The sequence below is a fragment of the Desulfurispirillum alkaliphilum genome (assembly GCF_055378285.1).
On the sequence record NZ_AP042405.1, the window covers coordinates 1,525,657 to 1,545,183 of the forward strand.

Annotated in this window: 14 protein-coding genes; 8 read left to right on the forward strand and 6 right to left on the reverse strand. The window is 58.4% G+C overall.

Annotation, left to right across the window (positions count from 1 at the left end; translation table 11 throughout):
• Window positions 1-85: 85 nt before the first annotated feature.
• The 8 genes from ACZ46I_RS06875 to ACZ46I_RS06910 all read left to right on the forward strand — a co-directional run bounded on the left by ACZ46I_RS06875 (window position 86) and on the right by ACZ46I_RS06910 (window position 11,596).
• The gene (locus ACZ46I_RS06875; RefSeq protein ID WP_464280330.1) at window positions 86-1,072 is read left to right on the forward strand and encodes a diaminopimelate dehydrogenase; all 987 of its coding nucleotides are present in this window, start codon (window positions 86-88) and stop codon (window positions 1,070-1,072) included.
• Between the two features lie 206 nt (window positions 1,073-1,278).
• Window positions 1,279-1,941 (forward strand): SDR family oxidoreductase, encoded by a 663-nt coding sequence (locus tag ACZ46I_RS06880; protein ID WP_464280331.1) that lies wholly within the window; start codon window positions 1,279-1,281, stop codon window positions 1,939-1,941.
• A 126-nt stretch (window positions 1,942-2,067) separates the two neighbouring features.
• Window positions 2,068-3,687 (forward strand): fumarate hydratase, encoded by a 1,620-nt coding sequence (locus ACZ46I_RS06885; RefSeq protein ID WP_013506661.1) that lies wholly within the window; start codon window positions 2,068-2,070, stop codon window positions 3,685-3,687.
• Between the two features lie 302 nt (window positions 3,688-3,989).
• On the forward strand, window positions 3,990-4,397 hold the full coding sequence (locus ACZ46I_RS06890) for a hypothetical protein (RefSeq protein ID WP_013506660.1): 408 nt from the start codon (window positions 3,990-3,992) through the stop codon (window positions 4,395-4,397).
• A 112-nt stretch (window positions 4,398-4,509) separates the two neighbouring features.
• Window positions 4,510-5,646, forward strand: a complete 1,137-nt coding sequence (locus tag ACZ46I_RS06895) for a PQQ-dependent sugar dehydrogenase (RefSeq protein WP_013506659.1) — start codon at window positions 4,510-4,512, stop codon at window positions 5,644-5,646.
• A 126-nt stretch (window positions 5,647-5,772) separates the two neighbouring features.
• Entirely contained in the window at window positions 5,773-8,799 is a 3,027-nt protein-coding gene (locus tag ACZ46I_RS06900) for a leucine-rich repeat domain-containing protein (protein WP_464280332.1), read from the forward strand.
• On the forward strand, window positions 8,796-10,235 hold the full coding sequence (locus ACZ46I_RS06905) for a FecR family protein (protein WP_464280333.1): 1,440 nt from the start codon (window positions 8,796-8,798) through the stop codon (window positions 10,233-10,235). Before ACZ46I_RS06900 ends, ACZ46I_RS06905 begins: the two co-directional genes overlap by 4 nt.
• A complete protein-coding gene (locus ACZ46I_RS06910; RefSeq protein WP_464280334.1) occupies window positions 10,232-11,596 on the forward strand; it encodes a surface lipoprotein assembly modifier in 1,365 nt (454 codons plus the stop codon). Before ACZ46I_RS06905 ends, ACZ46I_RS06910 begins: the two co-directional genes overlap by 4 nt.
• 215 nt (window positions 11,597-11,811) lie before the next feature.
• On the opposite strand, the gene ACZ46I_RS06915 is transcribed toward ACZ46I_RS06910, so the two are convergent.
• From ACZ46I_RS06915 to ACZ46I_RS06940, 6 genes are all read right to left on the reverse strand, one after another.
• Complete coding sequence (locus ACZ46I_RS06915; RefSeq protein ID WP_013506655.1) at window positions 11,812-12,516, reverse strand: SapC family protein; 705 nt, start codon at window positions 12,514-12,516, stop codon at window positions 11,812-11,814.
• Between the two features lie 66 nt (window positions 12,517-12,582).
• Window positions 12,583-13,521, reverse strand: coding sequence for a tRNA (adenosine(37)-N6)-dimethylallyltransferase MiaA (gene miaA / locus ACZ46I_RS06920; RefSeq protein WP_464280335.1), 939 nt, complete (start codon window positions 13,519-13,521; stop codon window positions 12,583-12,585).
• A complete protein-coding gene (gene mutL / locus ACZ46I_RS06925) occupies window positions 13,500-15,287 on the reverse strand; it encodes a DNA mismatch repair endonuclease MutL (protein ID WP_464280336.1) in 1,788 nt (595 codons plus the stop codon). Before mutL ends, miaA begins: the two co-directional genes overlap by 22 nt.
• Window positions 15,284-16,537 (reverse strand): TolC family protein, encoded by a 1,254-nt coding sequence (locus tag ACZ46I_RS06930; RefSeq protein WP_013506652.1) that lies wholly within the window; start codon window positions 16,535-16,537, stop codon window positions 15,284-15,286. The genes mutL and ACZ46I_RS06930 overlap by 4 nt, the downstream gene beginning before the upstream one ends.
• A 14-nt stretch (window positions 16,538-16,551) precedes the next feature.
• Window positions 16,552-17,694, reverse strand: a complete 1,143-nt coding sequence (gene carA, locus ACZ46I_RS06935) for a glutamine-hydrolyzing carbamoyl-phosphate synthase small subunit (protein ID WP_013506651.1) — start codon at window positions 17,692-17,694, stop codon at window positions 16,552-16,554.
• Window positions 17,695-17,860: 166 nt separating this feature from the next.
• Window positions 17,861-19,522 (reverse strand): ABC1 kinase family protein, encoded by a 1,662-nt coding sequence (locus ACZ46I_RS06940; protein WP_464280337.1) that lies wholly within the window; start codon window positions 19,520-19,522, stop codon window positions 17,861-17,863.
• Window positions 19,523-19,527 lie beyond the last annotated feature (5 nt).

Below are 19,527 nucleotides of genomic sequence, written 5' to 3' on the forward strand. Positions count from 1 at the left end.
TTCTTTCCCATGCCAGGGAAAGGCGTGAGCCTGCCGATAATTTCTGGTACTCTGCGTGATCCCATATTTGAGAAAAGGAGCTTCGATGACTGAAAAAATTCGTATCGGCATAGTGGGCCATGGCAATCTGGGGCGCGGTGTGGAAGTTGCGCTGACTCACTGCCCGGATATGGAACTGGTGGGGATTTTCACCCGCCGCGAGCCTTCAGGTATAACCCCTGTGGGTGAGGCGGTCTCCGTCTATTCCCTTGATTCCATCGATGATTTTCGCAACGCCATTGATGTGCTTATCCTCTGTGGTGGTTCCAAGGACGATCTTCCCCGGCAGTCCCCGGCGCTGGCTGCCAGGTTTAATATTGTGGACAGCTATGACACCCACAACAAGATTCCGGAGTTTTATGCGGCTGTGGATGCGGCTGCCAGCTCAGCTGAGCGTACTGCTGTCATCGCGGTGGGCTGGGATCCGGGTATGTTTTCCATCAATCGTCTGTATGGCGAGGCCATTCTGCCCGAAGGGGAAACCTACAGTTTCTGGGGCAAAGGGCTGAGTCAAGGGCATTCCGATGCGGTGCGCCGGGTTCCCGGTGTTAAAGCTGGCGTCCAGTATACCATTCCTTCAGAGAAAGCTATCGCACGGGTTCGCGATGGTGAGCAACCAGCGCTGTCCACCCGCGACAAGCATGTACGTGAGTGTTTTGTGGTGCTCGAAGAGGGGGCTGATGCGGAAGCGGTCAAGCAGGCTATTGTCACCATGCCGGACTACTTTGCCGACTATGACACCATAGTGAACTTTGTCTCTCGGGAAGAGCTGCAGCGCGACCACTCAGCCATGCCCCACGGTGGTTTTGTCATCCATTGCGCCCAGTCGGCCAGCGGGGTGAAGCAGGTCATGGAGTTTTCCCTGAAACTGGACAGCAATCCCCAGTTTACCGCCAGCGTCATGGTTGCCTATGCCCGTGCCGCCTATCGGCTTCATTGCGCGAAGGAGTATGGCGCGCGTACCGTATTTGATATTGCTCCCGGCCTTCTTTCACCAAAGAGTCCGGCGCAGCTGCGTAAAGAGCTGTTATAATTTACAGCTGCCGATCAACCCCCACTGCTGCATGTCAGTTGGGGGTTGTTTTTTTGTGAGGGGGAGTCTTTATCTCTCCTGTTCTCGTCGATCGTGTTTATTGACGGAATAGTCCCCCCGTTCCCCGCTGATTTGCAGCGAATTTTTCCCATCACTTTCCCTTGTGCTATGCTGTGCAGAAATCAACCAACATATGGAGCAAGACCATGAAGCATGTTGTCATTACGGGTGCCAATCGGGGTATCGGGCTGGAGCTGGCAAAGCTCTATGCTGCCAAGGGCTGGAAGGTGACGGGAGTGTGCCGGGAGGGTTCGGCGGAGCTGTCGTCGGTTGCCTTTCAGGTTATCGATCATGTGGATGTGACCCGCGAGGCTGATGTACAGCGTCTGGCGGCAGCGCTGAAGGGGCAGGGGATCGACGTGTTGATCAACAACGCGGGACTGCTGCAGGATGAGGTGCTGGGCCAGCTGGATTTTGATTCCATCCGCCTGCAGATGGAGGTCAACGCCTACGCGCCTTTGCGGGTGACGGAGGCTTTGCTGCCGAACCTTGGCGAGGACGGAAAGATTGCCAATATCACAAGTCGCATGGGTTCCATTGCCGATAATGATTCGGGCGGACGCTATGGTTATCGTGCTTCCAAAGCGGCGTTCAATGCCTTCGGGCGCTCCCTGGCCATGGACCTGAAGCCCCGTGGCATTGCGGTGGCCCAGCTGCACCCGGGGTTCGTGAAGACGCGCATGGTGAATTTCGGCGGGCTGATTACCCCCGAGGAGTCGGCCAGCGCCCTGTATCAGCGTATTGAAGAGCTCAATCTTCAGAACACGGGGTCTTTCTGGCACTGCAATGGAGATGCGCTTCCCTGGTGATACAAACGCTGTGCTATTTCGCTGTCTTCTTCCTCGACATATCCACAAAGTTTCGTATACAATGTGAAGAAAAGTGCAGAATATGCATGGAATGTGAATTCCGGCAAACCATAAAGGAGTGACGCTATGCCCGATTTTGTGTATCAGGAGCCTTTTCCGCTCAGCAAAGACAACACGAAGTACTACCTCGTCCCCGATTCCAAGAAGTATGTGAGCGTTTCCGAATTCGATGGGAAACCGGTGCTGAAGGTGGCTCCCGAGGGGCTGACCGTTCTGGCCAAAAACGCAATTCGTGATGTTTCCTTCCTGCTGCGCGTTGAACACAACGAGCAAGTGGCGAAAATTCTCAGCGATCCCGAAGCTTCCATGAATGACAAGGGTGTGGCCATCGCCTTCCTGCGCAACGCGGAAGTGGCAGCCAAGTTTCAGCTGCCCACCTGCCAGGACACGGGTACCGCGACGGTTGTGGCCAAAAAGGGCCAGCAGGTCTGGACGGGAGCCAATGACGAGGAGCTCCTCTCCAAGGGTATTTACGAAACCTATGCCGAAGAGAACCTGCGCTACTCCCAGACGGTGGCTCTCAACATGTACGACGAGAAGAACACCGGCACCAACCTGCCTGCCCAGATCGACATCATGGCCAGCTCCGGCGATGAATACAAGTTCCTCTTTATGACCAAGGGTGGCGGCAGCGCCAATAAGACCATGCTCTATCAGGAGACCAAGGCCCTGTTGACTCCCGAGAAGCTGGAGAAGTTCCTGGTGGAGAAGATGAAGTCCCTGGGAACGGCGGCCTGCCCCCCTTACCATATCGCCTTTGTCATTGGCGGCACCAGCGCCGACTCCTGCCTGAAGACGGTCAAACTGGCCACGGCCAAGTATCTGGACAACCTGCCCACCACGGGCAATGAGCATGGCCAGGCTTTCCGCGATGTGGAGCTGGAAGACAAACTGCTCCAGGCGGCCCAGAAGCTGGGAATCGGCGCCCAGTTCGGTGGCAAGTACTTCGCCCACGATGTGCGCGTCGTGCGCCTGCCCCGCCACGGTGCGTCCTGCCCGGTGGCCATGGCGGTTTCCTGCTCCGCCGACCGCAACGTCAAGGCCAAGATCAACAAGGATGGCCTGTGGATTGAGGAGCTGGATCGCGACCCCGGACGCCTGATTCCCCAGCAGTTCCGTGGCAAGCACAGCCACGGCGTGAAAATCGACCTGAATCAGGGTATGGAAGCGGTGCTGGCCGAACTGACCAAGCATCCCGTCTCAACTCCCCTGCTGCTGAACGGAACCATCGTGGTGGGCCGCGATATCGCCCACTCCAAGTTCAAGGAAATTCTGGACGCGGGCAAACCCCTGCCTGAGTACCTGAAAAAATACCCCATCTACTACGCTGGCCCCGCCAAGACACCTCCGGGAATGCCATCGGGCTCCTTCGGCCCCACCACGGCCGGACGCATGGACAGCTATGTGGACCTGCTGCAGTCCCATGGTGGTTCCCTGGTGATGATCGCCAAGGGCAACCGCAGCCAGCAGGTCACCGACGCCTGTAAAAAGCACGGTGGCTTCTACCTGGGCTCCATCGGTGGCCCTGCCGCGCTGCTGGCCGACGAGAATATCAAGAAGGTCGAGTGCATCGACTTCCCCGAACTGGGGATGGAAGCGGTCTGGAAGATTGAAGTTGAGGACTTCCCCGCCTTTATTCTGGTGGATGACAAGGGGAATGACTTCTTCAAGCAGATTGGCTGCTAAAAACCTCCATCTGCGGCGTTGCCCGCAGTCGCTCGTCGCTGCAACGTACGGGGAGTACGCTTCGCTCCTCGCTCCTCGCTCCTCGCTCCGCTGGCGCCTTGCACCTGAAGGTTTTTCAATTGCCTGCGCGTTTTGAGGTATTTCAGCAAGCCGTTAAAGCATCCATCTTTAACACTGCCTGACTGGTACCGTTCGGAGAGACGCTTCACCCCCGGCCCAGCCGGGGGTTTTTTATTGCCTGATACCCCCAAGAGTGGTACATCAGATCTCAGTAGAGAATGATTACTGAAAAAGGATTGCATATGCAGCTCAAACCGCTTCTCTTCCCCACGACAGATCGCACCTTTCCCGGCAAACGCTGGGTGAAAATCGCCCTGCGCAGCCTGCACATCTGGGCGGTGGCCGTGGTGGTGGGGGCCTATCTCTTCGGCATTCCCCAGTCGGCCTGGTATCTGTGGCATCAGATGTTTATCCTGACCGGTTTCGCCATGATTGCCCTGGATGGCTGGAGCAATGGTGTCTATTTCCTGCAGCTGCGCTGGTATGTGGTCATGGTGAAGATGGCGCTGCTGGCGTTCCTGCACCCCTGGTACCCGGAGCCCTTTTATTTCCTGGCGGGCATTCTCATTGTCTCTTCGGTGATTGCCCACGCGCCGGGTGATGTGCGCTACTTCTCTCCCTGGCATATGCGCCGACTGGAGCGTTTGTAACGCTTCGACCCGATTATTCGCGATTCTGTTTTGGCGCTCACTGGGGCTTTTCTGTTACACGGTCCCGTGGTAAGGTGGTGCGAAAAGGACGCGAATAATTTCGGGAGGCTTCATGATACGATTTCTCGGTTCACTGTTGGTCTTTTTCGCTTTTGGAGCGACGAAGGGCCTTGCAGCTTCATCATCCCATGCTTCCGAACTTCACCACTTCCATGTGGAGGAGGTGGTGGGCGGTCTCAGTCATCCCTGGTCCATTGTCTTTCTGCCCGATGGGGAAGTGCTGGTGAGTGAACGTCCCGGACGCCTGCGCCTTATCCGCGATGGCAGGCTGGAATCCATTCCGGTGCGTGGTCTGCCCCGCATCGACCCCAACGGACAGGGTGGGTTGCTGGATCTGGCCCTGCACCCCGACTTTGCCGAAAATCGCTGGCTCTATTTCAGCTATGTGGATCGTACCTCGGCGGGCTTCACCACCAATATGGCACGGGGCCGCTATCTGGATGGTCGCCTGACGGAAGTGCAGGTGCTCTTCACCGCTTTTCCCCGCAGCAGTGGCGGACGTCACTTTGGTGGGCGCATTGTCTTTGATGCCGCAGGCTATGTCTACCTCAGCATTGGCGATCGTGGCCAGATGGAGCGGGCCCAGGACTTCAGTGATCACGCTGGCAGTATCATCCGCCTCCACGACGATGGCCGCATCCCCGCCGACAATCCCTTTGCAGATGAAGCTGATATGAAACCGGAGATTTATGCCACGGGAACCCGCAACGCCCAGGGCATGGCCATGCATCCGCTCAGTGGCGAAATCTGGATGCAGGAGCACGGCCCCAGGGGCGGCGATGAGGTGAATCGCCTCATCGCTGGCGCCAACTACGGCTGGCCCAAGGCCACCCACGGCATCGACTACGATGGCTCCACCATTACCCCCCACACCGAGCTCCCCGGTATGGAGTCGCCCCTGTGGCACTGGACGCCTTCCATCGCTCCTTCGGGCATGCTCTTCTACGCTGGCGACATGTTTCCCCACTGGCAGAATCAGCTCTTTATCGGTGCCCTGCGCGGCCAGCTGATTTCTCGTCTGGAGACCAGTCAGGACGAGATGGGCCAGTGGCAGGTGCAAGAGGTGGAGCAGTTTTTTGAAGGGCAGAGCCGCATTCGCGATATTCGCCAGGCTCCCGATGGAAGCATCTGGGTGCTGACCGACCACAATCCCGGACAGGTGCTGCGCTTGATCCCCGTTTTGCCGTAACGACTTTACCTGACATTAAAATGGCATTTTGTGACAAAACCCCTTGTGATAATTCATCCTGGGGCATACAATGATTTCAATGTCCTTCATTGTCTGCAGCTTATGACGCTATCGCGGGGGTATGCCATGCCGAACAGGTACAGGGAATTTGTTGCCGGAAAAGCGCTGCTGCTTTTCCTTTTTTTGACGTTGAACGCCCAGACAGCCCTGGCGGCCTTTAACCTGGGAGGGCTCGAAACGTACCATCCGGGGGCCGTGGGATTCCCCACCCCTGAGAGCCGGCTGCAGTGGGGCAGCACCTACGAGATCACCTGGGACACCAGCCGGCTGACCGGTGACAGGATCTGGATTTATCTGATTTCTGATTCGCACTATGGCCCGATGCCACACTATCTGCGCGACCTGGAAGACCATCCATCCCATGGCTATGATCCCGGAAATCAAGATGGCGAAGACGCTCTCCAGATCCTGGAGGGATTCTCGATTGGTGAGCTGGTTTACCCTGATCCGCCGAATACCGGCTCCTATGTATTCCTGCAGGACCCCAGTATCTATCCTGATGAGCAGAAGAAACTCCTCCTCCTGGACTCCGAAGGTAACTGGGCCATGAGTGGCGGCGTCTTCATGGTGGTGCCTCCCCTGCCTGACATCCGGGAGTACGGGATCCACACCTTTCGGTCAGAATTTGACGGTCACACTCCCGTCGCCCTTTGGAACACGACGCTCTTTATGGGGCAATACGAGGTTGACGAAATAACGGAAGTCACCACACTGAGCATAGGTCGCATGGACCTGGAGGATGTTGCTGAACCCGGTGCATTGGAACCTGTGTACACCTTTGACTGCGCAGATCCTTCCTGTGTATACGAGTACTTTTCCCTGCGCTCCCTGGAACTCGTGGGTGATCTGCTGCTGGCCAGCGTCAGGACCAATTACGGTACCTCTGAAGAAGAGGTGCGCCTCCTTCTCTTTGATGCCGCTGATCCAACTGTTCTGCCATACGAGCGGTTACTGGATTCCAGCGGGTTTAATGACGGCACCCTGGCGCTTTCCGGCAATCTGCTGGCGGTAATCACCCGCCAGGGGAGTGACAGCAGGGTTCAACTGCTGGAGGTGAGCTCTGGTCCACAGATTACTCCGGTCAGCACCATCATATTCCCCAGCGAATACCTCCATTCCCTGAGCTTTTCCGCTGATGGCAGCCTGCTTGCCATTGGCAGCCTGGGGAATCGTTTTTTCCTCTACGATGTCTCCAGCCCCGCTGAACCGGATCTCCTGGTCACGGAAGAGCTGGGAAGCCACAATCAGGTTACCGTCCGCTTTGGCGAGAGCAACTGGCTGATGGTGATGTACGATATCTACGATGGCATGGAGGGCAGCACTTATTATGTCCGCCTCTACGACACGGGGGATCCTGAAAGTATGATTCCGAGCGATGAGCTGCAATTGCCCTTGGGGCTGTATGCTACCCACATTGAGGTGGCCGGTGATCGCCTCTTTCTCCTGTATGATCAGGCTGAGTATTTTTTTGACACTGAAGGGGATACCGCAGAACGCGAATACGCCCTGCTCTCCGTTTATGCCTACGACCAGGGCCAGTTGCTGAAGCTGGGGGGGCAGGCCTATACTCCATCGACATCGTATGTCGATGTCGATGGCCTGTCTGTGGTAGCCAACGCGAACCGTCAGATGGTGTTTATGTCCCTGAGTCGCGAAGGTAATTCTTTCCTGCGCCTCTACGCCACTCCGGCTTTCTCCGACCCCTTGCCCACTTCGGGTGTGGATACTGCGCTGCTGAACTCCCTGCGTGGCGCCCTGGGCAAGAGCGATATCACCATGGCCGATGTGCTGAGTACCAGAACCCTCAGCCTCACTGGCGTTGAGATCAGTGATCTGAACGGGCTGCAGCACTTTGTCAACCTGCAGGAGCTGAATCTGCGCGGGAATCTGAATGTCAGCGATCTGCAGCCACTCACGTATCTGAATCAGCTGCAGTGGTTGAGCCTTGGCGGCAGTAGTGTCGACGATCTCAGTGCCCTGGCAGCCCTGCCGGGCCTGAAGACCCTGGCGGTGTGGGGCACCGGGCTGACGGCTCTGGATATTGGCGGCATGGCGCACCTGAAGAACCTCTATGCCAGCCACGGGGAGATTGCCGACGTCACTTCACTGCCTTCGGGGCTGGAGGAACTCTACCTGGACGGCAACAATCTGGAAGACCTGGACTTTCTGACGGGCCTGCCTCTGCTGCGGGTGCTCTACCTCGGGAATAGTCAGATCAGTGATCTTGCTCCCGTCTCTGGCCGTAGCGGTCTGGAAGTGCTGCAGATCAGCGGAAATGTTATTTCCGACCTGAGCCCCTTGAGCACACTGACCAATCTTCAGGAACTCTATGCCAGCGAAAATGACATTGCGGACATGGCGCCCCTGGTGGGGTTGAGTCAGCTGCGTGTGCTGGATCTGTGGGGGAATCAGATTGAGAGTCTGCCAGCAGGTCTCAGTGGCCTGAGCTCCCTGGAAACCCTGAATCTCGGCAATAATCAGCTGACGGATATTGGCGGCCTGGCCGCGCTTTCCACCCTGAGTATCCTGCACCTGGACAGCAACCAGATCAGCGATGCCAGCGCCCTGGTACCTCTGGCTCCACCGCTGCAGTGGCTGAACCTCTTTAACAACCCCCTCAGCGAGCTCTCCGGCGCTTCGGTAGACATGCTGCGCCTGACGGGGGTGACCGTGGTGCTGACGGACACGGAGGGTGCGGGCAGCAGTGGCAGGGCTCTGGTGGTTGATGGCGACGGGCAGAGCAGTCAGAGCCAGTGCTTTATCGCCACCGCCGCTTACGGTTCGGCCCACCATTTTGATGTGCAGATTCTGCGTCAGATGCGGGATCGCTTTCTGCTGACTCACCCTGCCGGTCGCTGGCTGGTGCAGGAGTACTACCGGCTCTCTCCACCCGTGGCGCGCGCTATTGACGGCAGTGACGGGATGATGCTGGCGACCCGCCTGCTGCTCTCCCCGGTGGTGGCCCTGGCCTACGGCCTGGTGTACTGGCAGCAGAGTCTGATGGTTCTGCTCTTCGGCCTGCTGACGCTTGGCTATCGGTGGCGGCGCGATCAACGGGTTGATGCGGTACTGTTGAGCGGGAGGTTCTCATGAGATATCTGTTCTGTCTGATCTTCCTGCTGATTCTTTTGCCCTTACCGGCTCTTGCCACTGCTCCCGCGCCCGTGGGTACGGTGATAGGCATGGAGGGGCAGGCCTGGGCTGCCACCGATGGCACGCGGCGCGGGCTGCGCCTTCAGGCGAAGGTCCATGCCGGAGAAGAGCTGCTGACGGGTGACAACAGTAAGCTGCAGATCCTCTTCAACGATGATTCCATCCTGAGCCTTGGCTCCCAAAGCAGCATGGTTATCGACCGCTATGTGTATGATCCGGACCGTGCCGTCAATTCGGGACTGGTGCAGCGCATGCAGCGGGGCACGTTCCGCACGGTCACCGGACGCATTGCCGAGCAGAATCCTGAAAACTTTGAAATTCAGTCACCCCTGGCCGTTATCGGCATTCGGGGAACAGATATCGTGGGTATGATCAATCCCGATGGCACCCATCAGGAAATCGGTACCATGAGCGGACGTATTCAGCATATGAGCCATGGGCAGATCCAACAGGTCACGCCTGGCAACTCTGTGGTGGCAACGCCCAGCGCCTTCACCTATGGCCCCATGAGCCCCGGTCTGCTGGCAGCTGCCATGGATCTTGGCAGCGTGGGTTTTGGCGATGCCGACAATGGAGGTGCTGCCGGGGAAGATGAAGCCACAGAAGAGGGCTCCTGGCCTGGGGATGAAAGTGACGATGGGGCCGAGGGTGATGGCTCCGATGGTCATGGAAGCCTGCTCCTGAAGGAGCTGGCTTCCATGGGGCAGCAGGCCGAAGAGATCAGCTCTTCCCAGAAAGGCATCGGAGTTCAACCAGTTCCGGTGCTGCATCCCGGAGGCAGTGGCCTTGCCTATGACCATGCCATTGCCGTGGCGGACCCGGAGGGTTCTCCCTGGAATCCCCACAGCCACTACACCTATGGAGAGACCGCCTTCATGGAATGGGGTTACTGGGCAGAAGAGCCTTCGTCCCTGGCGAATCGCGTCTATGATGTGCGCGGCAGCCTGATCTCCACGGAAGAGGTCAACCGCATGCGCGATGAGAATATCACGGCCACCTATTCGGGAACTGCCGAGGGCATCTACCGCGCCCTTGGGGAGACGGGGTACGCTGAGCTTGCCACGGGAAGTTTTTCGGGAGTGGTGAATTTCGGCAACAGCAGCCTGAGCAACTTCCGGGTGGAGTTCACGGGAGTGGACGGTTCCAGCATTGAACTGAGCGGCGGGCAGGGCGAACTGGTGAACGGTCAGTACCAGCTGAGTATCCATCAGTTCGAAACCGTGCGTCTGCCCCATGTGGACGTGAACGATGGCTTTCTCAAGGGCGGCATCTTTGGCCCAGGCGGAGCGGGTACCGGTGGAATCTGGGAGCTGCGCTCCGGGAACAGCTCCACTGACGCCCGGGCAACGGGTACCTTTGAAGGGGTGCGTCCATGATGCGTCGGATCACTGCTCTGCCATCGCTGCTGTTGTTGGGAAGGTCTCTGGTATGTGCCCTGGGTATCTTTGCCTCAGTGGCCACTGCGCAGCCTGCCTCGCAGCAGGAGCCTGCCCGCTCAATGGAGGAGATTCGTCAACTGCTGCAGGAGAATCAGGCGGAAAAAGCCTGGCAGCAGGCATCGGCCTTGATGCACCAGTATCCCCTGAACCACGATGTCAATTTCTACTATGGCCGGGCAGCCTATGCCACCGGGCGTTACGCCCATGCGCTTTTTGCCTATGAACGCCTGCTGGGACGCAATCCCCTGGCCCATCGGGTGCGCCTGGAGACGGGGCGCACCTATCTGGCGCTGAATCAACCGGAGAATGCCCAGCGACACTTCGAGGAAGTGCTGCGTCACGATCCACCACCGGCGGTGCGGCGCAATGTGGAGCACCTGCTGGAACAGGTTTCCCGCAAGCAGCAGCCGGGGCGACTCAGCGGCAGCCTTTCCGCAGGGCTCTTCCATGATTCCAACGTGAACTTCGGCCTGAGTTCTTCCCTGGGCAGTGATCTGGATCAGATTCTGGATTTTTCCTCTCTGAAGTCCCGCAGCGACCAGGGTGTTTTCGCGATGGCCGGCGTGGTGTACGATCACCGGCTGGCAACGGTTGCGCCCTGGTATGTCACAGGTGGCGCCCAGTACTACCATCGGGGACATCTGGACGAGGATGACAGCGATCTTGGCTACGCGCGCCTGTTTGGTGGCTTCTGGACGACGGGAGCGCGTTCCATGACCCAGATGCTTCTGAAGTACGAAGATATTCGACTTGGCTCGGAAAAGCTTTCCACCATAGTGGGCCTCGAGCCCACCTACGTCTACAGCATAGCGCCTGAGCTGCGTTCTCTTACGGCCCTGGTCGTGGAGCGCCGGGATCAGCGGAACAATGAACGCGACAGCGACTATCTGAGTCTGCAGGAGACCCTGCGCTGGCAGTACCACGAAGGTGGCGACAGCATCAGTGGCAGCCTGCGACTGGCTTTTGATGACGCCGAAGAAAAGGAATATTCATCGCGCCTGTGGGAAGTGCGCCTGGAGCATGAGCGGCGGGTGGATCTGTGGTCGGGGCGAGGGCTCATGGGTGCCCACTACCGTGAAGTGGTTTATGGGAGCGAAGGAAGGGTTCCCGTGGACAGTCTTGGCACCCTGGTGAAGCGCGACGACACCCAGATCGCCCTCTATGCCTCTGCGCAGCGTGAACTGCGTCTGGGGCTCCTGGGGGAGATCCGTCTGCAGTACACCGACAACGACTCCAACCATCCCCTGCAGCGCTATGACAAGACCGTGTTCAGTGTGGCGGCACACTATCGGTTCTGAGTGCAGGCTGCTGAAAAGTCCTCAAGCTGTGGCAAGTGTAAAAAAGCCGGATCTGATAATTCAGATCCGGCTTTTGGCGTATGTTGTACACAGGCAGAAACCGCTTTCCGCACAGCTCCCAGACCGCGCTCGCCATCCTGGCTCGCTCTCGCTGTGCGGGACGCGGTTTTCCATACTCTTTCTGTCAGCAGCACATGAGGTTTCTCAGCAATCTGCTATGCCTGTGACTGCTGTATGCGAGCGAAGGTTTCCAGGTTATGCAGTGAGCTCAGGTGAGCGGCGATCATGCGGAAGAGGCCGGTGGCCATGAGGTTGGCCTGGGCGTCCTGGGGCAGCCGGGCGATTTTTTCTTCACTGATGCGGCTGAATCCGGACAGTCGGCAGGTCTCGTTGCCCACTTTCAGGTCGGCGTGCATCTCTTCAAACAGATCGAGGCTTTCCATGTGGTTCATGAAGCGTCGGGTTCGCTTCTGGGCTTCGTGGTACTCCTTGAGCATGCCCAGCACCGCTTTCAGAAAATCGCTGGCTTCGCCGTTTTCAAGGAAGAGCGGGTGGCCATGCTCCCGGCTGACAGCCCTCGAGGCGTGGTCAATGGCGGGTACCACCTGCTCACCGCTTTGCATGAAGAGAAAGGGGTAACAGCGCACATAGGCGGGAATATACATGCCGGTGCGCCAGTTTCCTTCACCGTCCACACACAGGTTGCGGCTCTGCTGAATGCCCAGCAGGCACAGGGATGTCATGGTGCCGCTGGCGGGATCTTTCGTGAAGACAATGGGAACGGATTTGGCTGCTTCTTCATATTCATCCACGGCCAGGGTGGCGGAGTGCAGGCCGGCGGCATGGGGATAGGTGGAGAGAGGGGTGACCTTGAGGTCCTTGTCGCGCTGATTTTCAATGGGCATGGGCTGTACGAACATGGGATCTCCTTGGGTGAGGTGGTGCATGGACAAAAAAGGCCTGGTGTTCGGGACTACCGCTGTATGTTATGTGGAAGTGTCACGGGAAGTCTGCCAGGCGGTGACGATCATTTCAATACCCTGTTCAATGCCAGTGGTGCTCAGGTCGATTTCCCGCATCTGCAGTCGGTTGCGAAACCAGGTCAGCTGGCGCTTGGCGTAGCGGCGGCTGTTTTTTTTCACTTCTGCGATGCAGCTTTCCAGACTGGCTTCACCATCCAGGCAGGGCAGCAGCTCCGTATAGCCAACTACGGGAATCTGCCTGAAGTCGTAGCCGCGGTTGATGGCTTCGCGGATCTCTTCGATCAAGCCTTGCTCCAGCATGGTGTCTACCCGCTGATTGATGCGTCCATACAGCTCCCGGCGTTCGCGGGTCAGCACAAAGTTCAGGGCCGGGTAGCGGGGCTGCTGCCGGGTGATGTCGCGGAAAAAGGTGCTCATGGGGCGACCCGTCTGCAGGTAGATTTCGTACCAGCGTATCAGGCGCTGAGTATCGCCGGCCTTGAGCTTGGGAGCGTACTCGGGGTCCTGAGTACAGGCCAGGGCGTGAATGGCGTTGCGATCATGGGATACCGCTTCGGTGGCCTGGTTGCGGCAGACGGGATCAATGGCGGGGGTGGAGATCAGTTCAAACTGCAGCGCTTCATAGAACAGGCCGGTTCCCACCGTGAGAACCGGAACCACACCATTGTGCAGGAGCTGATTGATGGTCTGGGTGGCTTCGCGGGCGTAGCGGTGGGCGTGATAGGTCTCGCCGGGGCCTGCCACGTCCAGCATGTGGTGAGCAGTGCCGTCAAGTTCGGTGGCATCGGGTTTTGCGGTTCCGATGGAGAGGTGGCGGAAGACCTGGCGGCTGTCACAGCCCACGATGGCTCCACCAACGCGCCGGCAGACTTCCGTTGCCACCTGGGTTTTGCCGACGGCGGTGGGGCCAGCGATGACAATTATCTGAGGAACTGTTTCCACAATTGCTCTCTGCTGTAGGATATCAGGGTAGGTCTGCCATGGGGGCAGGTGTAGGGTTGGCGGCACTGAAAAAGTCGCTGCAGCAGTTCTTCCATCTGCTGGTGGTTGAGGGTCTTGTTGGCTTTGACGCTGCGGTGGCAGGCCATGGTCTTCATGACCAGCTGCCGGAAGGATTCCTGGGCTGATTCCGGCTGGTCGTCTTTCTCTTCGCCTGCCCTGCTGCAGATTTCCCGGATGGTGTCCATGGCCTGCTGGGGGGGGAGGTCGAGGGGTGCTTCCACCAGGCAGGCAGTGTCATCGATGATATCAATGGTGAAGCCCATGGCCTGCAGCTGGGGCATATGGGTGTTCAGGGTCAGTTGCTCCTGGGGCGTCAGTCCGATGGGGTGCGGGAAGAGCAGGGGCTGCTGTTCCACCCGATTATCGGCGTAGAGGTCGGAAATTTCCTCAAAGTTGATGCGTTCCATGGCGGCGTGCTGGTCCACCAGGATCAGCTCCTCGTCTTTGATGCCGACAATGAAGGTGTCCTGGAACTGTCCGAGGATCTGGAAATCGGCTGTCGATGGCGCGGCGGATTCCCACAGCGGCGTCTCGCCGTAGGGTGAGGCGGGTTGCCCGTGTCGGACGGGAAGGTGTGACGGTGGGAGTATCGCTGGTGCTGGTTCGCTGATCTGGCCACCAAAGTTTCGGTGGGGGGCGCTGCTGCTCCATCCACCGGTGCTGGGAAAGCCTCGTGACACGGCGGGTGCCGGGGGCTCCGGGCTGCTGTGGAAGGGAGTTTCGCCTTCAATGAGAACCTGGCGGATGGCCTGCTCAAAGAGTCGGCCCAGAGCACCTATATCGAAGAAACGTACTTCCGTTTTGGTGGGGTGGACATTGACATCCACCAGGGCGGGATCAATGTTCAGAAAGAGGGCGCCGAAGGGATGGCGTCCCTGGGGTATGAGGTGGCGGTACGCCCGCTGCAGCCAGGCTCCCAGCAGGCGGTCCTTCACGTGGCGGCGATTGACAAAGAAGTAGAGGGAGTCGCGGCGGCTGCGGGTGTTGTCGGGGCGCGAGAGGTACAGGTGGAACCCGGTTCCGTCGTCCTGCTGCGAGCGGCCTTCGCGCAGTGCGGCGGCGTTTTCGCGGCCGAATACCTGTCGGATGCGTTCGTCGATGGTGGCGGGTGGAAACTGGAACTGCGCACGGCCATCGACGCTGTAGCTGAAGGCGGTCTGGGGGTGAGCCAGGGCAAATGACTGCACCAGAGATGTGATGAGATTCTGCTCGGTCTGGGGGGTGCGTAGAAATTTTTTGCGGGCCGGGACATTGTAGAAAAGGTCGGCGATCTCGACCCGTGTACCGGGGTTGGCTCCCTCTTCCCGGACTTCCGTCATTCTGCCGCCCTCAATGTGCAGGCAGTGGCCGGTCAGCTCGTCTGGCTGGCGGGAGGTGATGTGCATGCGGCTGACAGAGGCGATGCTGGGCAGGGCTTCACCGCGAAAGCCCATGGAGTGAAGCTGGGTGAGGTCGTCAAAGGAGCGGATTTTGCTGGTGGCGTGTCGCTCCACACAGAGCATGAGGTCGTGTCTGGCCATGCCGCAGCCGTCATCGGTAATGCGGATGCGCTTGATGCCACCACCTTCAATGGCAATTTCCACCCGCCTGGCGTCAGCGTCAAGGGCGTTTTCCACCAGCTCCTTGACGACGTTGACCGGCCGCTCAACCACTTCTCCGGCCGCGATCTGGTTGATGACGGTGTCGGGGAGTACACCGATCTTCATGGAGAGAAGAGGGAGATGTCCAGGGTGCCGACATGGAAGAGCAGGCCGTACTGGGCCTTGATCATGTCGTAATGGGCTTCGGCCAGGGCGCGTTCCGCGTTGCTCAGGCTGAGCATGGCATCGAGTACATCCAGGTTGGTGGATTTGCCGACCTCAAACTGCAGGGTGGTCATGCGCAGATTTTCCCGGGCATAATCCATACGACTGGAAGCTTCTTCCAGCTTGTACTTCAGCACGTCGATAGTATTGAGTTCCTGATTGACATCCAGCCGCACGTTCTCTTTGCGCTGCAGGATGCGGTGGGAGCTTTCAATGATGTTAAATTTGGCCTCACGGTAGGAAGCGATGCGGGTGCCCCCTTCCAGTATGGGGATGGAAAGGTTCAGGCCTGTGTAGACGATGGATTCGGAGCTCTCCTCGAAGTCGGGTATGGAGTAGCGCACGAAGGCGTCCAGGCGGGGGTAGTAGGCACTGACCCGCGCGCGCAGATCGTCGTGGCTGTACTCCAGCAGCGCTTCTTCGGCCATGAGGTCGTTGCGGTTGAGGTTCGCCTTCACCAGCCAATCGTCAAAGCTGGAGGCAGGGAGCTCCGGCAGGTGCAGCTCACCGACGATGCGAATTTCGTGGGTGCTCCCAATGATATTGTTGAGGCGGGTGTTCAGGGTGGAAAGGTGGCTCAGGCTCTCGAAGTAGTCTGCCCGACCTTCGCTGAGGGCCATCTGGCTTTGCAGCAGGGCAGTGCGGGCGATTTCGCCGACTTCCAGGCGGATGCGCGACTTGTTGACGTGCTCCTCAAGTCGCTTCACATTCTCCTGGTTGACCCTGACCATCTCCTGGGCCTTGCGCAGGTCTGCGGTGATGTCGATCAGCTGTTTGAGGACCTGCTGCCGGGTGAAGCGCACGCTGAACTCGGCGGCTTCCTGGAGATGTTCGCTTTTGCGTCGTTCTGCGCTGGCTTTGCCGCCGGTGTACAGGGGCTGGGTCACGCCGGCTCCAAAGGTGCGTTCTTCACGGTCACCCTGGGTGTATTGCAGCTCGGCGCTGGCCCTGGGCAGCAGGTAAGAGCGGGCCTGAATTTCACTGAGCTGGGTTTTGCGCTGAGAAATCTCCTCCAGCAGGATGGCCTTATTGTTTTCCAATGCCAGGTGGTAGGCTTCCACAAAACTGACTTCCCGTACATGGCCGTTGGCCAGGGCTGTCGCGGCGCAGAGAAGGGCGAAGAAGGCAGCCGGAACAATGCGGTTTCCCATGGGAAAATCCTTTATCAGTTGGCAATCGCACGGGTTTTGCGGTGGTTTTCGATCATGTCGGCAAATCGTTTGAACAGATATTCACTGTCGTGGGGTCCCGCGCTGGCTTCCGGGTGGTACTGCACCGTGAAGAGGGGATACTCCTCGTGGGTAATCCCCTCGACGGTGTTGTCGTTGAGATTCAGATGTGATACGCGCACCTTGGGTGGAAGATTGGTGGGATCGACCGCGAAACCGTGGTTCTGGCAGGTGATTTCGATTTTATCGGTGGCCAGATCCTTGACGGGCTGGTTGGAACCGCGGTGTCCGAATTTCAGTTTGAAGGTCTTTGCGCCCAGGGCAGTGCAGGTGAGCTGGTGACCAAGGCAGATGCCAAAGAGGGGCAGCTTGCCGATCAGCCTGGCGATGTTGGCGTGGGCGTAAGTCACGGCGGCGGGGTCGCCGGGGCCGTTGGAGAGAAAGACGCCATCGTAATTGCCCTGCAGGATTTCCTCGGCGGGGGTAAATGCCGGAAGGACGGTGAGGTCAAAGCCGTAGTGGGTCAGCAGGCGCAGCATGTTGTACTTGATGCCGAAGTCGTATACTGCCAGACGGTAACGGTTGGGCGATTTGGATGGGGGAATAAACCCTTCCCCAAGCTTCCAGATACCCTGATCCCAGGTATAGGGCTTCTGGCAGGTGACCTTGGCTACCAGATCCTTGCCTTCCATGGGAGCAACCGCTGCCGCGCGCTTTCTGAGGTCGTCGATGTTGTGTTCGCCCGTGGCGATGATGCCTGGCAGGGCGCCTTTTTCGCGGATATGTCGCACCAGGGCACGGGTGTCAATACCATGCACTCCCGGGATGCCATGCTTTTTCAGGAACTGACTGAGGGTCTCCTGTGAACGGAAGTTGGAGGGGATATCCACATACTCCTTGACCACAAAACCCTGTACATAGGGGCGATCCGATTCCATGTCCTCTTCGGTGATACCGTAGTTGCCCATCATGGGGTAGGTCATGGTGACGATCTGGTCGACGTAGGACGGGTCGGTAAGTACTTCCTGGTAACCGGTCATGCTGGTGTTGAAGACCACTTCGCCTTCACTGATTCCTTCGAATCCGAAACCTTTTCCGGTGAAGCATCTTCCGTCCGCCAGGACTATATAGCCTTTCATGGTGTATTCTCCTTAAATGGTAAGTCTATCGGGGAACGCGAAGCGCGTATTTATCAAATCAGGAAGTATACGCCCTTGAAGGAGGTTGTTCAAGGTGCAAAGTATGATTTGCGCCAATCCCCTGCGGTTGACAGAAAATGCGGGGCGATGGGGGTTGCGGGCCGCCTCAGCGTGGCATTTTCCGGCTTTTGCGATCCTGCAGGAAGATGGATATGACCAGGGCAAATCCCCAGGCCGCGGCAATCACAAAAAAGACCATGGCGATGATGGGATAGCCGAAGACCGTGTGATCACTGGGAACATTGGTGAGCATGGCAGCGCCCAGGATAAGCGCCGCCAGGACGATTCCCATGGTTACGCGGTTGGTCATGCTTTGCAGGTGCCCCATCAGGCGGCTTTCGTCAAAGGCGCGCACCTTGACCTCGACTTCATTGCGGGAGAGGGACTCCGTGAACTCGTTGAGACGGCGGGGAAACTTTTCCATGAGTTCGCGGCCTTCAAGGAGGGAAGAGAAGGCCCTGGCGCTGGAGAAGCTCTTGAGCAGGTGACGGCGCAGGATGGATTCGCTGTGCTCTTTCAGTGCCTGCGCGGGGTTAAAGGCCGGGTCAAGCACGCGCCCGATTTCATCCAGGTGCAGCAGCGCCTTGCCCAGGGTGGTCAGCTCCGGTGCCGGCCGGATATTGTTGGCGGTGGCAATGCGAGCCAGCTCCATGACCACATGTCCGGCCTGCATCTGGGCTACGGTGGCGTCCTTGTACAGCAGCACCATATCGCCGACCTGGCGGATGAACTTGTTCTCATCCAGCCCTGGCAGGCGGGTGGCAATCTTGAGGGAGATTTTGGCCACTTCATGGCCATCGCCTTCACTGAGTGCCAGCAGCAGCTTCAGCAGGTTTTCCTGGCTGCGCGGGGCAATGCGGGAGACCATGCCCAGGTCCAGCAGTATCAGCTTTTCCGTGTCGGTGATGAAGATATTGCCTGGATGGGGGTCGGCGTGGAAGAACCCTTCCACCAGCACCTGGTCCAGGTAGGACTTGAAGAGCTGTTCCGCCAGCTCCCTGCCCTGGGGGAAACAGTTGTTGCGCAGCCCAGGGTGGTCCTGAAGGGGGACTCCCCGGACGTATTCCATGGTCAGGACTTTTGAGGTGCAGTGGCTGTCGATGGGTCTGGGAACGCCCATATCAGGGTAAGGCTGCAGGATTTTCCCCATGATAAGCAGATTCTGCTGCTCCAGGGTGTAGTCAAGTTCCCGCAGCAGTGTTTTGCGGAATTCGTCCACCATCTCCTCGAACATATATTTGCGGCCGATCTCCGTATGGCGATCCACCGTGCCGGCGATTTCCTGGATGATATCCAGGTCTTCCAGAATAATTGACTGGATAGCCGGGCGCTGAATTTTGACGGCTACCTGCTGGCCGGTATGCAGATGGGCGCGGTGAACCTGGCCAAGGGAGCCGGCGGCCATGGGTGTGGACTCAAAGTCGGCAAAGAGCGTCGCGATGGGGTGCCCGAGCTCCTGGACAATGGTTTTTTCCACATCATGCCAGGCAAAGGGCTCCACCTCGTCCTGCAGTCGGGAGAGGGCTTCAATGTAGGGTTTTGGCAGGAGGTCAGCGCGGGTGGAGAATATCTGTCCCAGTTTGACGAAGGTCGGTCCCAGCAGCTCAAGATCGCGCACAAACTGAATGGGATCACCCTTGAGCTTCTGGCTGCCGATGACCTCGCGCTCAAGGCCAGTGCCCCGGATGAAGTCGCGGTTGGCATGCTTGATGAGAAAACGCACGATATCTTTGTAGCGGCGTATCTTGCGTGGGCGGGGGAAGAACACGCTGA

What these genes read in the sequence shown, in the direction of transcription:
- ACZ46I_RS06910 (WP_464280334.1), top strand. Translation starts at nt 10,232, where the DNA reads ATGATGCGTCGGATCACTGCTCTGCCATCGCTGCTGTTGTTGGGAAGG.
- ACZ46I_RS06900 (WP_464280332.1), top strand. Translation starts at nt 5,773, where the DNA reads ATGCCGAACAGGTACAGGGAATTTGTTGCCGGAAAAGCGCTGCTGCTT.
- ACZ46I_RS06880 (WP_464280331.1), top strand. Translation starts at nt 1,279, where the DNA reads ATGAAGCATGTTGTCATTACGGGTGCCAATCGGGGTATCGGGCTGGAG.
- ACZ46I_RS06885 (WP_013506661.1), top strand. Translation starts at nt 2,068, where the DNA reads ATGCCCGATTTTGTGTATCAGGAGCCTTTTCCGCTCAGCAAAGACAAC.
- ACZ46I_RS06895 (WP_013506659.1), top strand. Translation starts at nt 4,510, where the DNA reads ATGATACGATTTCTCGGTTCACTGTTGGTCTTTTTCGCTTTTGGAGCG.
- ACZ46I_RS06930 (WP_013506652.1), bottom strand. Translation starts at nt 16,537, where the DNA reads ATGGGAAACCGCATTGTTCCGGCTGCCTTCTTCGCCCTTCTCTGCGCC.
- ACZ46I_RS06915 (WP_013506655.1), bottom strand. Translation starts at nt 12,516, where the DNA reads ATGTTCGTACAGCCCATGCCCATTGAAAATCAGCGCGACAAGGACCTC.
- ACZ46I_RS06905 (WP_464280333.1), top strand. Translation starts at nt 8,796, where the DNA reads ATGAGATATCTGTTCTGTCTGATCTTCCTGCTGATTCTTTTGCCCTTA.
- ACZ46I_RS06875 (WP_464280330.1), top strand. Translation starts at nt 86, where the DNA reads ATGACTGAAAAAATTCGTATCGGCATAGTGGGCCATGGCAATCTGGGG.
- mutL (WP_464280336.1), bottom strand. Translation starts at nt 15,287, where the DNA reads ATGAAGATCGGTGTACTCCCCGACACCGTCATCAACCAGATCGCGGCC.
- ACZ46I_RS06890 (WP_013506660.1), top strand. Translation starts at nt 3,990, where the DNA reads ATGCAGCTCAAACCGCTTCTCTTCCCCACGACAGATCGCACCTTTCCC.
- carA (WP_013506651.1), bottom strand. Translation starts at nt 17,694, where the DNA reads ATGAAAGGCTATATAGTCCTGGCGGACGGAAGATGCTTCACCGGAAAA.